Source organism: Thermobispora bispora DSM 43833 (assembly GCF_000092645.1).
Lineage (GTDB): Bacteria > Actinomycetota > Actinomycetes > Streptosporangiales > Streptosporangiaceae > Thermobispora > Thermobispora bispora.
Genome location: NC_014165.1, coordinates 610025 through 624652, shown reverse-complemented (window position 1 = coordinate 624652; position 14628 = coordinate 610025). Strand labels below are relative to the sequence as shown.

Annotated in this window: 10 protein-coding genes; all 10 read right to left on the bottom strand. The window is 69.9% G+C overall.

Annotated elements, in window-relative coordinates; genetic code table 11:
* Positions 1–73: 73 nt before the first annotated feature.
* Positions 74–2125, bottom strand: coding sequence for an elongation factor G (fusA, locus tag TBIS_RS02795; protein ID WP_050760615.1), 2052 nt, complete (start codon positions 2123–2125; stop codon positions 74–76).
* Between the two features lie 81 nt (positions 2126–2206).
* Positions 2207–2677 (bottom strand): 30S ribosomal protein S7, encoded by a 471-nt coding sequence (gene rpsG, locus TBIS_RS02790; protein WP_013130818.1) that lies wholly within the window; start codon positions 2675–2677, stop codon positions 2207–2209.
* Between the two features lies 1 nt (position 2678).
* On the bottom strand, positions 2679–3053 hold the full coding sequence (rpsL, locus tag TBIS_RS02785) for a 30S ribosomal protein S12 (RefSeq protein WP_013130817.1): 375 nt from the start codon (positions 3051–3053) through the stop codon (positions 2679–2681).
* 407 nt (positions 3054–3460) lie between these two features.
* Positions 3461–4744 (bottom strand): amidohydrolase, encoded by a 1284-nt coding sequence (locus tag TBIS_RS02780; protein WP_158306169.1) that lies wholly within the window; start codon positions 4742–4744, stop codon positions 3461–3463.
* 56 nt (positions 4745–4800) lie between these two features.
* Positions 4801–6774: a TOMM precursor leader peptide-binding protein gene (locus TBIS_RS02775; protein ID WP_013130815.1), complete on the bottom strand. Its 1974-nt coding sequence runs from the start codon at positions 6772–6774 to the stop codon at positions 4801–4803.
* Positions 6767–8650 carry a YcaO-like family protein gene (locus tag TBIS_RS02770; RefSeq protein WP_013130814.1) on the bottom strand — a complete coding sequence of 628 codons (1884 nt, stop codon included), beginning with the start codon at positions 8648–8650 and terminating at the stop codon, positions 6767–6769. The genes TBIS_RS02775 and TBIS_RS02770 overlap by 8 nt, the downstream gene beginning before the upstream one ends.
* The gene (locus tag TBIS_RS02765; RefSeq protein ID WP_013130813.1) at positions 8647–10023 is read right to left on the bottom strand and encodes a SagB/ThcOx family dehydrogenase; all 1377 of its coding nucleotides are present in this window, start codon (positions 10021–10023) and stop codon (positions 8647–8649) included. Before TBIS_RS02765 ends, TBIS_RS02770 begins: the two co-directional genes overlap by 4 nt.
* A complete protein-coding gene (locus tag TBIS_RS02760; protein ID WP_013130812.1) occupies positions 10020–11096 on the bottom strand; it encodes a thiopeptide maturation pyridine synthase in 1077 nt (358 codons plus the stop codon). The genes TBIS_RS02765 and TBIS_RS02760 overlap by 4 nt, the downstream gene beginning before the upstream one ends.
* Entirely contained in the window at positions 11096–11992 is an 897-nt protein-coding gene (locus TBIS_RS02755) for a thiopeptide-type bacteriocin biosynthesis protein (protein WP_013130811.1), read from the bottom strand. Before TBIS_RS02755 ends, TBIS_RS02760 begins: the two co-directional genes overlap by 1 nt.
* The gene (locus TBIS_RS02750) at positions 11989–14565 is read right to left on the bottom strand and encodes a lantibiotic dehydratase (protein WP_013130810.1); all 2577 of its coding nucleotides are present in this window, start codon (positions 14563–14565) and stop codon (positions 11989–11991) included. Before TBIS_RS02750 ends, TBIS_RS02755 begins: the two co-directional genes overlap by 4 nt.
* Positions 14566–14628 lie beyond the last annotated feature (63 nt).

Below are 14628 nucleotides of genomic sequence, written 5' to 3'. Positions count from 1 at the left end.
TGCTTACTCCGGCTCCGTACGGCGTGGCACCCGCGGGTGCCTCGTACGCAGAGGGCTTTCGCCCTCGAGCGGACTATTCGCCCCGAGCCTTCGCGACGATCTCCTTGGCGATGCCCGGAGGCACCTCCGCGTAGGAGTGGAATTGCATGCTGTAGACGGCCCGGCCCTGGGTCTTGCTCCGCAGGTCACCCACGTACCCGAACATCTCCGCGAGCGGGACGAGGGCGCGAATGACCTTGATACCCGCGGTCCGGTCTTCCATCGCCTGGATCTGCCCACGACGACCATTGAGGTCACCGATGACGTCACCCATGTATTCCTCGGGCGTGGTGACCTCGACGGCCATCAGCGGCTCGAGGAGAATCGGTTCCGCCTTGCGGGCGGCCTCCTTGAAGGCCATGGACCCGGCGATCTTGAAAGCCATCTCGGACGAGTCGACCTCGTGGTAGGCGCCGTCCTGGAGCGTGACCTTGACGCCCACCATCGGGTAGCCGGCGAGCACACCGAACTCGGCGGCCTCCTGGCAACCCGCGTCCACCGACGGGATGAACTCCCGCGGGATGCGGCCACCCGTGATGTTGTTGACGAACTCGTAGCCGTCGTTGCCCTCGCCGAGCGGCTCCAAGTCAATGACCACGCGGCCGAACTGACCGGCGCCACCGGTCTGCTTCTTGTGCGTGTACTCGACGCCGGTGACCTTGCGGCGGATGGTCTCCCGGTAGGCCACCTGCGGGCGACCGACGTTCGCCTCGACCTTGAACTCGCGGCGCATCCGGTCGACGATGATCTCCAGGTGGAGCTCGCCCATGCCCCAGATGACCGTCTGGCCGGTCTCCTCGTCCCGGCGGACCTGGAACGTGGGGTCCTCCTCGGCCAGCCGCTGGATCGCGGTGGCGAGCTTCTCCTGGTCGCCCTTGGTCTTGGGCTCGATCGCCACGTTGATGACCGGAGCCGGGAAGTTCATCGACTCCAGGACCACCGGAGCGTTCGGGTCGCAGAGGGTGTCACCGGTGGTGGTGTCCTTCAGGCCCATCACGGCGACGATCTGACCAGCCGACGCGGACGGGCGCTCCTCGCGCTTGTTCGCGTGCATCTGGTAGATCTTGCCGATCCGCTCCTTCTTGCCCTTGGTCGAGTTGATGACCGTGGTCCCGGCGTCGATCTTGCCGGAGTACACGCGGATGTAAGTGAGCTTGCCGAGGTGCTGGTCGCTCGTGATCTTGAACGCCAGCGCCGCGAACGGCTCGTTCGGGTCCGCGTGCCGCTCGACGACCTCATCCTCGTTGCCCACCGCGTGGCCCTGGAAGGCGGGGATGTCGGTGGGAGCGGGGAGGTAGTAGACGATCGCGTCGAGCAGCGGCTGGATGCCCTTGTTCTTGAAGGCGCTGCCGCACAGGACCGGGGTGACGGCGCCCTTGATCGTGGCGCGCCGGATCGCAGCCCGGAGCTGCTCCTCGGTGGGCTCCTCGCCCTCGAGGAAGAGCTCCATCATCTCGTCGTCGTGCTCCGCGACGGTCTCGATCAGCTTGTCGCGCCACTCGCGCGCGAGGTCGAGGTGCTCGGCCGGGATGTCGGTGAGGTCGTACATGTCACCCTTGACCGCCTCAGGGCGCCAGTACAGACCCTTCATCCGCACCAGGTCGATGACGCCCTTGAAGTCGGCCTCGACACCCCAGGGGAGCTGGATGACGAGCGGCACCGCGCCGAGCCGGGACTCGATCATGTCCACACAGCGGTGGAACTCGGCGCCGACCCGGTCCATCTTGTTGACGAAGCAGATACGCGGGACGCCGTACCGATCCGCCTGCCGCCAGACCGTCTCCGACTGCGGTTCCACGCCGGCGACACCGTCGAACACGGCAACGGCACCGTCGAGGACGCGAAGCGAACGCTCCACCTCCACGGTGAAGTCCACGTGACCGGGCGTGTCGATGATGTTGATCGTGTGATCGAGCCACTTGCAGGTCGTGGCGGCCGACGTGATCGTGATGCCACGCTCCTGCTCCTGCTCCATCCAGTCCATCGTCGCCGAGCCCTCGTGGGTCTCGCCGATCTTGTAGTTGATGCCGGTGTAGAACAGGATGCGCTCGGTCGTCGTGGTCTTGCCCGCGTCGATATGGGCCATGATCCCGATGTTGCGGACCTTGGCCAAGTCAAGAGCGGTCGTGGTGGCCACTTCTGTGCGTCCTTACGTCGTCGGGGCCGACTACCAGCGGTAGTGGGCGAAGGCCTTGTTCGATTCGGCCATCTTGTGCGTGTCCTCGCGCCGCTTCACGCTGGCACCGAGGCCGTTGCTCGCGTCGATCAGCTCGTTGGTGAGCCGCTCGATCATCGTCTTCTCGCGGCGCTGCCGGGCGTACTGAACGATCCAGCGAAGCGCCAGCGTCGTGCTGCGGGCGGCGCGCACCTCCACGGGCACCTGGTAGGTGGCACCACCGACACGCCGGCTGCGCACTTCGAGGGTGGGCTTCACGTTGTCGAGAGCCCGCTTGAGAGTGACGACCGGGTCATTACCGGTCTTCTGCCGGCAACCCTCCAGGGCGCTGTAAACGATCTTCTGGGCGAGCGACCGCTTACCGTCCCGGAGAACCTTGTTAATCAGCGCGGTCACCAGCGGTGAGTTGTACACCGGGTCAGGCGGCAGCTGGCGGCGACCAGGGGATCCCTTGCGCGGCATTTCAGCTCTTCTCCTTCTTCGCGCCGTAACGGCTCCGGGCCTGCTTACGACCGCGGACACCCTGAGCGTCAAGCGCCCCACGAATGATCTTGTAGCGAACGCCTGGCAGGTCCTTCACACGACCGCCACGCACGAGCACGATCGAGTGCTCCTGAAGGTTGTGCCCAACGCCCGGGATATATGCGGTGACCTCAATGCCGCTGGTCAGCCGAACACGGGCCACCTTGCGCAGCGCCGAGTTGGGCTTCTTGGGAGTCGTAGTGTAGACGCGCACGCAGTGGCCCCGTAGCTGAGGACTTCCCTTCAGCGCCGGGGTCTTGGTCTTCGTAACCTTGTCCTGTCGGCCCTTACGGACCAACTGCTGGATAGTAGGCACTACGTCTCCATTTCGCGCCTTGGCCGGTGCTACGTCTTTTCGGGTCGAGTACGCTCGGCCACGCTCAGCCCAGCTACTTCTCCCTCGTGTTCTTCGCAGGTCGGCATATGCTCTGACCTGCGATTTCTCCCCTCGCTCCGACCCCCGCGCTCGGGCGTGTCGCGCCTTGAAGACGCAGCTCCGAAACGGAGGGATCCAGCCGGGGGAGGACGCACGGCGCTCTCCGGATCGCCGTGAGAACGGCTTGTCAGAACGCACGTGCGGGCCCACGAACCATGGGCACGAAGGCTCAGCCTACCTACCGCCGCACTTCACGTCAAAACAGAGGCGCTCCGTACGGCAGGCGTACGGCGCGCCGCTGGATCAACCTGCTGCAGACCGTAGGCGGGCTGGGCCGATGGCTCCTTTCATGGTAGCGAGCCGAAGGACATGATCTCACCATTTCCCAGCGGTCCGGTGCCGAGCCAGGCGAGCGCGCCGGCCGCCAGCGCGGTGATGCCCGCCCGCAGCGTGGCCACGGGGTCAGGACTGAACTTCGGAGAATGCGCGGCCGGAAGAGAATGCAGCTTCTCCAGCGGCCCCGCTCCAGGCGCGCGGTCCCAGACGGCGGGTGGCACCGAGCCCACATACCAGTAGACGGTGGGCACACGCCCATCCGCCCCGAACAGGGGGAAGTCCTCGCTGGCCTGGCCCTGCGGCACCTCCACCACCCGGCCCGCGCCGAACACGGCGAGGTGCGCCCGCCGTACCCGCGCGGCCGCGACCGGATCGGATATCCCCGCGGGAACCCTGGTGACCACGGTGAACTCGGGCGGATCGGGGCACCTCGCGGCCAGGCACTCATCCTCCACCACCCGGCGTGCCACCTCCACCACCCGATCCACGGCCGCCAGCGACGGAGCGCGGACGATCGCCTCGAGCACGGCGGAGTCCGGGATCACATTCGCCCGCTCTCCCGCATGCAGCGCCCCGACCGTCACGACCACGTGCTCACCGGGCCTGCGCTCCTGGACGGCCATGGCCCGCAACCGCAGCACCACCGAGGCGGCCACCACCACCGGATCCACGGCGAGGTGCGGCATCCCGCCGTGCCCGCCCCGGCCGCGTATCACGATGCGCAGCTCCGCCCCGGCGGCGGTGAGCGGTTCCCCGGGTGGCGCATGGGCCACCACGCCCGCGGGCAGGGGCGCCACATGCTGCGCGAGCGCCACGTCCGGCACGCCGAACCGCTGGTAGAGGCCATCGTCGAGCATCGCCGCCGCCCCTGTCAGCGTCTCCTCTGCAGGCTGCCCCACCAGTAGCACGGTCCCCCGCCAGGATGCGCGGTTGGCGGCGAGCAGCTCGGCGGTCCCTGCGAGGCAGGTCATGTGGATGTCATGTCCGCAGGCGTGCGCGACGGGAACGACCCGGCCGTCCGGCCGCGCCGCGGTGACCGTGCTGGCGTAGGACAGACCGGTCTCCTCCCGGACCGGGAGCGCGTCCAATTCAGCGCGGAGCAGGACGAGCGGCCCCTCGCCGTTTCGCAGGCGTGCCACGACACCATGGCCGCCCACCCCGGTGAAGACCTCGCACCCGGCGTGCCCAAGCCACCGGGCGAGCCGCTCGGCGGTGCGCCGCTCCTGGCCGGACAGCTCTGGATTCCGGTGCAGGTCTGCCCGGAACACCGCGAGCGGCCTCAGCAGCGCTTCCACCCCCTGGAGGATCGAAGCCGGCGCAGATCTTTGCCGTGATGTCACCGCGGCGCTCCTCACGGGAAAGGGTGCGGGTGCGGATTGAGCGCCTCGGGGGTGAGCGGCGCCGGGCGATACCCGAGCCGGTACGGGATCACCAGCGGCCGGGTGAGGCCGTCGAGCCTGCGATTACGGTGGCCGAAGGTCATGGGGATCATCCCGGGGATCAGGACCTTGACGCAGGTGAAGCCGTGCACCCGGTGCTCGGGAGTGGTCTGGTCGACGACTATGACGTCCATTCCCTCGGCCAGGATGCGGCCGATCACCTCGAGGAGATCGTCACGGAGGTCCGCCGACCGGAACGCCACGGTGGACTCCCGCATGGCGGCGAGATCCCTGGTCGAGGCCGTGCCGGTGAGGAACTCGAGCCGGCCGAACGCCTCGTCGGCGCCGTACAGGGTCGAGTGGTCGTGCATCGTGGTGACGAGGCCGGGGTCGTCCACCATGCGCCGGGCCCGCTCGGCCTCGTCGGGGTAACGGCGAAGCAAGTCGGCGAGCAGTGGTCCCAGTTCGCTGAGTGCGCTGAGCACCGCCTGCTCGGGATCGAGGTGAGCCGCGGCCGCGCACACCATGCGCGGCCGCGGGGCCGCCGTGGGCTCCTCGCCGCCTCGTATCGCGAGCGCCCACACCGATGGGATCCCGTGCTCCATCGTGGTGTCGTAGACCTCGATCCGGTAGCCGGTTTCCGCGCTGATCGCGGCGGCCTGCAGCGGGACCATCCTGTTCTTCGCCGAATCGAGATCGATCCGTGGCACACCGAGCCGGCCGTACCAGGTCATGAGAAAGGCGTCGCGCTCCACGACCTCCAGGATCCCGTAGAGGATCGCCTCCTCCATGCCGCTGCCCAGTGCACATCCGTTGGAGATCTCGTACAGGAACGGCCGCTCCTGTCGTGGCCGGTCGCGGTGCACGTAGTAATAGGCCACCGTCTCCGGGACGAGGATCGGGGAACGACGGGCGAAGGAGTATCCCCAGACCCACTCGGTCTCCTCGTCCTCGGTGAAGGGCCGGAACGGGAAATCCTCGGCCGCGTAGGCCTCGGGGGAATGCACGCCGAGCGTCCGCGGGTCGAGCGCGTCCGCGGCGATGTCGCGGAAGGCCGCCCGGATTACGGTGCGCTTGCCTCCGGGCTCGACCCCGCCCCACCGCTCCAGCGCCTCCAAGATGGCGGTCACCTCGCTGGTGCGGTAGCCGCGGGTCCGGCCGACCCCTGGCTCCGAGCCGCCGGCGAACCGCAACGGCAGCATCGCCCCGGCTATCACCAGGCCGCCCTGCGTGTCGCGGACCAGCGGCCGGATCAATCCCGACTCGCCGTCGACGTAATCCGCCACGAGCGCGTCGAGCTCATCGACGATGTCCCTGGTGCGGTAGTCGTCCGGGGCGCGCTTCGGCTGGGACCGAAGGACGATCACCGCCGAGTCCCGATCGTCCATCGGCAGTGACCCGCATTCAGGGCAGAGGGGCTCGGGCAGGAAGGCGTGGCGTTCCACGGTCAGACCGTTGAGCCTCACGTACCAGACGTGACACCCGGAGCCTTGATCGATCATCCGTACGCCCAGCGCCGCGATGGTTGCGGCCGCCAGCTCGTCGAGATAGGGCGACGGCCGCTTGGCGAGCTCCGGTCCGTGGTGGTTGAGAATCGCCCGGTAGGCCGCCGCGTCAGGGCGCGCCCGTTCCCTGCGCAGCTCGAAGCAGTGCGCGCACCCGGGCTCCCCGGGCCGTTCGAGCGGGCCGATCACGGCAATCCCGTGTTCGGTCCGGACGGGCAGCCACGGGATGCCGAGCCTCCGGCAGCGTTCGCGGGTCTCCCTATAAATAGAGGTATCCCATCCGTCGCACGCCATCACGAGCGCCCGCAACCGGTGCGCCTCCGTTTCGGCCCGCTCCACCTCGTCCAGCCTGATCACCTCGCCGTACGGCCGGAACGCGGCGGCGAGCTCATCGGCGAGCAGGCCGGCCCCGATGATCGCCGCGGCCAGGGCATCAGACATGTGCGCTCTCCTCACCGGTCACCATGACGCGGACACAATGCGGGATCAGGGCGTGCACCCGCCGATCGTGGTCGAGCCGGACGACCGACACCGACAGCCCGGCCCGCGCCAAGGCGGCGGCGAGCGCTTCCGCGCTCAACGGGGAGCCGTCGGGCACGGCCATCGCCTCGGGGAGCACCGGCGGGAGCGTGTCCGGGAGCGAACGGGCCGCTGGAATGCCCTGGAGACCGCGGAGGATGCCTTCCAGCACCGAACGGAACGCCTCCCCGGGCGAGGCGCCGGCCTCGGCCGCCACCACCCGGCCGTCGAGCACCCCGACGTACACCGGGACGCCCAGCGGACCCGTCGCGTCCAGCACGTCGAACGGCAGGCCGATCGCGCGCAGGAACGCCAGGTAGCGGGCGGTGACCGGATCCGATGGAGCGGTATCGGGAGTGAGCCGGGCGACCCGACGGCTGGCAAGATCGGCGAGCGTGCGCTCGCGGCAGTGATCGAGCAGTGCGGCCCGGAGGGCGCCCTCCTCCGAGTAGCCGACGGCGGTGCCCGTGGGGACGGTTCCGGCGAGGAGGGCACGCGCCGTAGCAAAGGGGAAGACCGAGGACGCGGGGAGGAGCCGAGGCGGGCCGCCGCGCACGTCCTCGGCGCGCACGAAGGCCGGCAGCCCGCCCGCGCGGATCCTGCCCAGCAGATCCTCCAGCTCCGCCGCGGAGGTCCGTGGCCCGGCCAGCGGTTCACCGTCCGCATCGACCAGGCGGCGCGGATCCACCGCGAGCAGACCGTAGAGGGCGATCGCGGCACGCGCCGTCCGATACCGGGCGGTGGCGAAGTCCGGCCCCACCCCGATCACGCGCGGCCGATCCCCGGCCGGGCCGAGCAGTCCCACCGGATCGGCGACGGTGGTCACCGCGACGTGCAGCGGGAGCTGGCCGAAGTCACCTTCGGCGATCTCGGTGAACACCCCGGTGCGGTCGTCCATCAGCGCGGCCGCCCGCCGGGAGAACTCCTCCTCGGTCAGCTCTTCGGCCAGCGGCGCGTCCCCGGTGAGCGGCATGGTGTGAAAGTGCGGGATGAAATGGTGGGCGCGGCACGTGAGCCGCGCCGGCTCCACCACGTGCAACCGGGGCCGGCGCCCGGCCCGTGTGGCGGTCGTGAGGCGGTCGCGGACATCAGCGGCCACCTGACCGGCGACCACGACCGCCGCGGTAGGGGAGATCGGGACGCGCTCCTCCGTGTCAGGACGGAGGGCCGTCAGCCGGCGCCATCCCGCGGCGAGCGGCAGGCCGTCCTCCCCCACCGTGCCCGCCTCGGTCCGCCATATCTCCCCGCCCCACACCACGACATGGGCGATCGGCACCCCCCATCGCTCGCTCAGTCGGTCGAGCCGCTCCGCCGCGGCCAGCCCCACCTCATCGGCTGCAGTCAGGTGGACGAGCGCATGGCACCGCTCCGGATCGCACGGTTCGCTCGCCGACGCCAGCCGCACGTCCAAGCCCGCCCTCGTGAGGGCGTCGGCGAGGGAACGGGCGAGCTTCGGCAGCGACTCACGGTACGGTCCGCAGGTTTCGGTGACGTGCAGTGCACAGGCGGTGCCACGCTCGAGGCGTGGCTCCCGGCCGCCCGCGGCGTCGATGATCAGGCCGCGATCGGCCAGCGCCTGGAGCAGGCGGAGCACGAAGGCCCTGCGCTCCGGTGCCAGCCCGTCCGTCAGCTCCGCCACGCTCCGCTCACCGGTCAAATGCGGGGCGATCCGGTCGATCCACCGGTGGATCGAGACTCCGGTGATCGACACGATGCCGTCGCGGGTGAGGAATGCCACCCCGTCCGAGGTCGGCGCGTACCGGACGCCGGGGGTCAGCACGGGCCGCGCCGGGATCACGATTCCTCCACGGTGGAGCCGGATGCCGGACGGCTACCGAGGAGGAAGTCGCCCACCGCGCACTCCTCCAGCGGGTCACGCCCGGTCGCCTCGCTGAAGGCGGCGGAGTCGCCGCTGCCGATGGCGCACGGGGCGAGTCCCATCGCGGTCGCCACGCAGTACAGCGTCTGGTACAGCACGCCCACGTGTTTGAGGATCAGGGCATAACCCATGCCCTCGTACTTCCACATCACCCGGCCGACCCGGGCGGACACGACGAGCAGGAGCTGCGGGCGGATGCCGACCGCGGATCCGTGCGATGCCACGGTGAGCATCCGGCGCACCGCTGGGTGGCCGGCCGGGCGGACCGGCCGGAGCACATGCTCGTAGGCGTCGTAGTGGTACATGCCGGGCGCCAGACCGGCCACGTGCCGCACCACCGGGTAGATTTCCAGCTCGTAGACGGAGCCACCGGACGGGTACGGCTTTCTGACGTACTCCACGCCATCGATCACCTTGACGTCCCGGATCCTGGCCGACCGGTACAGCAGCTCCCCGAGCTGCTCCACGGTCATGGGGGCGTCGTCGTCGTACTCCCGCACCGACCGGCGGTCCTCGAGGACCGCGGTGAGCGGTGGATCGGCCGCGCGTAACGCGTTCAGATCCGGCCGGTGGAGCGGGATCGGATCCCCGGGATACCGCTGCGGCCGAGCCTGGGGCGGGTCGAAGGTGCCCCGAGCCCAGAACGTGCCGCCGAACCCGTCACCCAGGTAGCCCCGGTGGTAGAGCCTGCTGCGCTGATGGAAGTCGAGCTCGTGCGGCGCCCACTGCCGGGTCCGCAGAGCGCCGTCCTCCGCGCCCCGGGGTACGACCAGGCCCGCCCATGCAAGGTCCGCAAGCGCCTGGCGGCGGATCTGCGGGGCCAGCGAGGACCGGCCCGCCCGCCCGCCTGCCGGCTCGAGTAGGTCAGGCAGCAGCGCGGGGTCGTGGACGTGCACGTCGCACCAGGCCAATGGCGATTCAATGACGAACCCGGACGGACGCCGGCGTACTGCGGCGAACCGGGAGAGCACCGGATCGTCGGGTGGGGCGGGCCGCGATCCCGGTCGGCGCAGCGGATCGAGCGTGTACAGGTCGTGTTCTCCCCGGCTGAGGGTCCGCTTGAGCCAGCCGCCCCGGAACAACCGCTCCACGAAAGGCCGCAGCGCGGGATCGGCGATCTCCCGCGGTCCTTCCGCCAGCTCCTTCAGCAGCGTGGTCTCATCCGCGCTGAGGGCGCCGATCGACTCAGCGTGGGGCCAGGCGAACAGCCGCATCACGCCGTCCGGCAGCACGGCGCTGTGCACGCCCGCCCGCAGCGCATACCGCTCCGTGAGCCCTGGGGGGATGGTCATCGGGTGGCAACCTCCTCGTGCGCGGCGATCCCATAGACGTCGGCGGCGGCATCGGCGGCGAGATGGCATACCAGGAACCGCTGATGCGGCGTCAGCCCCAGCCGGGTGAGGTGCAGGTACGTACAGTTGATCACCAATCGGTAAGCGCCGAAGGCAGGGGAGTCGCGCAGTCTCGCCCACTCGGGACGCGACTCGAGCTCCCGGTGGAACGCGGACACCTCGGCGAGCGACGGCAGGTCCCGTGCGCCCTCTGCCGGGGATGCGTACTCCAGCGTCAGCTCACCCGACTCCAGGAGCGCCCGGGCCCGCTCCCGGATCGGGCGCAAGCGCCGCACCCACTCCCGGACATGCGGCAAGTGCGCCCCGTTCTCCGCGCTCTCCGCTGACGACGCCACCGCGATCAGCCGTTCGGTGAAGGCCTCACGGTTGCGCGCGTAATGGTCGCGCCACAGCTCGCGCAGCCGAACGCCGTCCGATCGCCGGGCCAGGTACGCCTCGGCATGTGAGCGGAGTGAGGTCCGTGCCACCGGAAGTCCCCCGGTGGAAAGGGCGTGGGCGGTCGCGACCACCAGGTCGAAGGCGATCGTGGGCAGCGAGGCCCCGGATCTCACCCGTTCGAGCGCGTGATAGACGGAGGGGGTGGTGTCCGCATAGAAGTCGGCTAGGAGCACGTCCCGCACCGTCAAGGGCTCCGGTCTCTCCCCCTCTGCGTGGATCGTGTTGTCCGGAGACCACGGCATGAGCGGGCCGTCCTCACCCTCCAGCTCGGCAAGCCGCTCGTGCAGCGGGAGAAAGGCCGACGGGTCGGCCATCCCGGGGGAAGGCCGGGCCCGCAGGTAACCGCCCACGACGTGCTCGATGGCCGGGCGTACCACGGCCTCCAGAGCCTCCCGCGTGGTGCTGACATAGATCCGCAGGTGCGGACCTCGCCGCCAGTGGCGGAGAAAGTAGGCCATGGGTGCTTGCGCGGCGAAGGCGGCGAACGCCGGTCGCACACCGTCGAGGATCAGGTCGTCCATCGGGCCCGCGTGGTAGTCCACCCGGAACCGCCACCACCGCTCGCCGGCGGCCATCACACGGTCACCTCCGCCTCATCGAGCGCCCGGGACGCCAGATAGCGCAGCCTCGCCTCGTCCTGGATCCGGATGCCCAGACGGTTGGCGAGCAGGTGCGCGCACAGGTCCAGCACGGTCGCGGTCCGCGTCGCGGTGAAGCCGGACGCGGCCAGCGCGTCGGCGAGCCGGGCCACGGAACCGTGCCACGCCGCTAGCACGCCCTGCGCCTCCGGATCCGGCGGCCGCAGGGTGAGCTGCCGGGCATGCCGGGCAAGGCCGGTCAACCGTTCCCGCTCACGGTCGAACGCCTGCTCTTTGCGGGCGTCCGGCCACGGGCGGAACGCGTCCTCGCCTCGTGAGCCCGCGAGCAGCCAGGTGGCCATGAGCATGGTCAGCCATACCGCCCCTCGCTGCGGGATCGTCAGCCCGGCGTGGAGCAGCTCCAGCGCGATCCGGCTGGACTCCGCGAAATGCCGTTCCACGGCCTCGAGCGATGGTCCGCGGCCGTATCTGTGGTGTTCCGGCCGGTAGGAAATGAACTGCACCGAGTCGTTCGGATAGAGCTCACGGGCGTGGCCGGTCAGCCCCTCCCGGGCGGCGAGCACCTCCGCCAGCCTGGCGTACTCCTCGCGATCGAGGACATCCTGCGACGGATACCGCCGCAGGTAAGCGCAGGCGCGTTCCCTGATCAGCCGGCGGGTCTCGGCGGCATCCGCCCCGGGAAGCAGCCGGACCCGGAACCGGAGGTGCGGGCCGCCCTCCCAGTAGCGCAAGAAGAAGCCCTGGGTGCTCAGCCCGGCGGCCGCCAGCTCAACGAAGAGCGGACCGGCCACCTCGGTGACGAGCCGATCGAGCGGGCCTTGATGGAATATGTGGGCGCTCACCCAGATCACTTCGGCTTCATGCGGCGTCATTCGCCCAGCTCCACGAGGAACTCGATCACACGGGGCAGGTCGGAGCCCTCTCTTGGCGGCGCGTCGGCCGGGTCCGGCAGCGCCTCTTCGAAGAGCACGAACGCGCAATCACGGATCTGGCGTTCGAAGACCTTGACCAGGAACGGGTTCGCCAGATCGAGGAAGAGGGGCTTACGCGCCTTGTCCTGCCCCGCTTGCACCATCCGCTCCTGCCAGGCGCGGACGAACGATCTGGTCGGTATGCCGTTCGCATCGGTCCACGCCACCAGCCTCAGCAGGTACGAGGCGTCGTCCTCCCCCTTCGCCCGGATCGGGAGGGTGCCTGCGGGAGCCAGCCACCTGCGGCGCTGCACCACCACTCGGCCCACCTCCACGCGGGGATAGCGGGTGACCTCCTGGGGCGGCGGTACCTCACCGATGCGCAGCAGCGGTGGTGCACTCGGGTGCAGGAGGTAGGTGACGCCGAACGCGCGTTCCAGAAAGCGAGCGGCGGGCGGTAACTGGAACTCGGCCGCCATGCCGAGATGCAGGGGGATCACCCGGAAACCGAGCCGCCGGGAGCGCAGCTCGGCCAGCCCGGTCTCGGGAGCGAGCACCACCTCGAGATCCGACAGCGGCAGCCGGCGATCGCGGGACCGGTCGCCTGGCGAGAACGGGTAGTCGATCTCGTATCGGGTACCGGGCACGTGGACGTTGAGCGTCGAGCCGAGGGATCCGGAGAGTTCCGCATAGACCGTCCCCTCCGGTTCGTCCGCGACCATCGGATGATCGACCGCCTCGCCGCGCACCCTGCCGATGAGATGGCTGAGCCGGCGCAGCCCGCGCCCGTGCCCGCCGTGAACGACGTTGAGCACCAGACGGCCCTCCGGAGCCGGCTGCACGTAACAGGCACAGGAGCGGGGCACCACGATCCACTCCGGCCACGTGGCCATCTGCTTGATGAGCTCCTCCGGGTCGACCCGTTGGATGCCGTCGTGCTCCGGTCGCCCCAGAGCGAGCTCACGTGCGGCCTCCCGGAGCTTGGCCAGCTCACGCAGCCTCGGAAGCCGGGAGTGCGCCAGTGGAGGCGCCCATATCGCGGCGGAACGGCCGACGAACGTCCGCAGGTCGGCGCCGGAGGGCGCGTCCCCGGCGATCTCCTCCTGCACGTGCCGGTGGAAGGTGAGGAACGGTACCCGGGCGTGCTCGCCGTACCGTGCGCGCAGGTATTCGGCGACCACGATCCGGATCGGTAGCTTCCCGTCGAAGACCGAGAGCCATCGCCTGACCACGTCGAGGTCGCTCAGCCCGCGGCCCCAGGCGGTGGGATTCAGGGAGGCGACCGGCCGGGTGACCACCGCGGTCTCGTGGAGCAGGGCGGTCGTGTCGCCCTGCGGCCACATCATGGTCATGGCCCGCTTCAACCGCGCGAGCCGTACGCGATACGCCTCCGGATCCTCGCCATGGGGATCGTGCCGGAGTGCGGCGCGGATCTCGGCCCACTCGCCGGTTTCCGGCAGCCCGGCCCTGGTGAGGGGGTGCGCCTCCAGCACCCCGGCCTCGATCAGCGAGCGAAGGAGCCGATCGACCTGTTCCGGCTCGGCCGGCAGGTCGCGCGCGAGCCGATCGCGGAACCCCATCGGATCGATCCAGCCGTCAGCGTCCGCTGCCGGTTCGGCCAAACGCAGGACAGTGGCGACGACCGGAGTGAGGCCCATCCGGATGATCGGCTCGCGTGGCGGGAATCCAAGGAACTCCGCCTTGTCAGCCCGGATCACCAGTGAAGGGTTGAGCCGCAACCTGGAACGGACGAGGTTCTCGGGCCGAGCGAGCCAGGCGCGCAGCGCACCGTGCAGCCACTCGCCGCTGGGTTCGAGGATGACCGATGGGGGCTCGCGCGGCGCGAAGCGGACGATCGCGCCGTCCGCCCAATCCTCCCCGTTCTCCCAGACGGCCACTCCCATGCTGGTGAACGTGCTGTACGGGCTCGTCTTGACGGCGGCCCGGGCGACGTACTTGGCCAGCCGGAGCAGCTTCTGCGTCTTGGGACGGCGGGCCGGTTCGGCGAGCCAGCGGTCGAGGTCAGCGGCGAGCTCAGGGCTCGCCAGCGAAAGCGCCCGGCGGAAGCCCGGGTCGGCCGCGACCTGGGCCAGCACCTTCTCCTTGACCCGGGCCTCGGCGGCGAACAGCTCGGGCAGTTCCCGTCGCGCTCTGGTGAGCGCGCGCATCCGCGTCACCCAGTCGGCCACGCGCGCGGCCAGCTCGGCCGGAAGTGCGGAGGCGACGCGCGGAGTCCACTCACGTGCATCGGGCAGGCGGCCGGTGTGCAGAGCCCGGCGCAGGCCGACCAGAACGGGCCGTAGCCCGTCGTCGCCATCCCCCCGCTCACCGATGAGCAGGCCCAAATCGACCGCGAGCCGTTTTCCTTCGCCCTTAAGCCACGCGGTCTCCCTGACCTGACGACGGATCAGGGCGAACGAATCGGTACAGCATAGTGATTCGATGGCGGATACCGGAAGACCGCATTCTCGAACGGCGACTTTGGGCGCAGTGGACGTCATGGCGACCGGAAAACGGCGCTCCACAAGTCTCATTAAGAAAGGCTCCTTAATATCGCTTGGCCGGCGCGAGAGGGGCGTGGGCGCCGCCCCATTCGG

Excerpts from the sequence above, each read along its gene's own strand:
- rpsG (WP_013130818.1), bottom strand. The coding sequence starts at position 2,677 with ATGCCGCGCAAGGGATCCCCTGGTCGCCGCCAGCTGCCGCCTGACCCG.
- TBIS_RS02755 (WP_013130811.1), bottom strand. The coding sequence starts at position 11,992 with ATGACGCCGCATGAAGCCGAAGTGATCTGGGTGAGCGCCCACATATTC.
- TBIS_RS02750 (WP_013130810.1), bottom strand. The coding sequence starts at position 14,565 with ATGAGACTTGTGGAGCGCCGTTTTCCGGTCGCCATGACGTCCACTGCG.
- TBIS_RS02760 (WP_013130812.1), bottom strand. The coding sequence starts at position 11,096 with ATGGCCGCCGGCGAGCGGTGGTGGCGGTTCCGGGTGGACTACCACGCG.
- TBIS_RS02775 (WP_013130815.1), bottom strand. The coding sequence starts at position 6,774 with ATGTCTGATGCCCTGGCCGCGGCGATCATCGGGGCCGGCCTGCTCGCC.
- fusA (WP_050760615.1), bottom strand. The coding sequence starts at position 2,125 with ATGGCCCATATCGACGCGGGCAAGACCACGACGACCGAGCGCATCCTG.
- TBIS_RS02765 (WP_013130813.1), bottom strand. The coding sequence starts at position 10,023 with ATGACCATCCCCCCAGGGCTCACGGAGCGGTATGCGCTGCGGGCGGGC.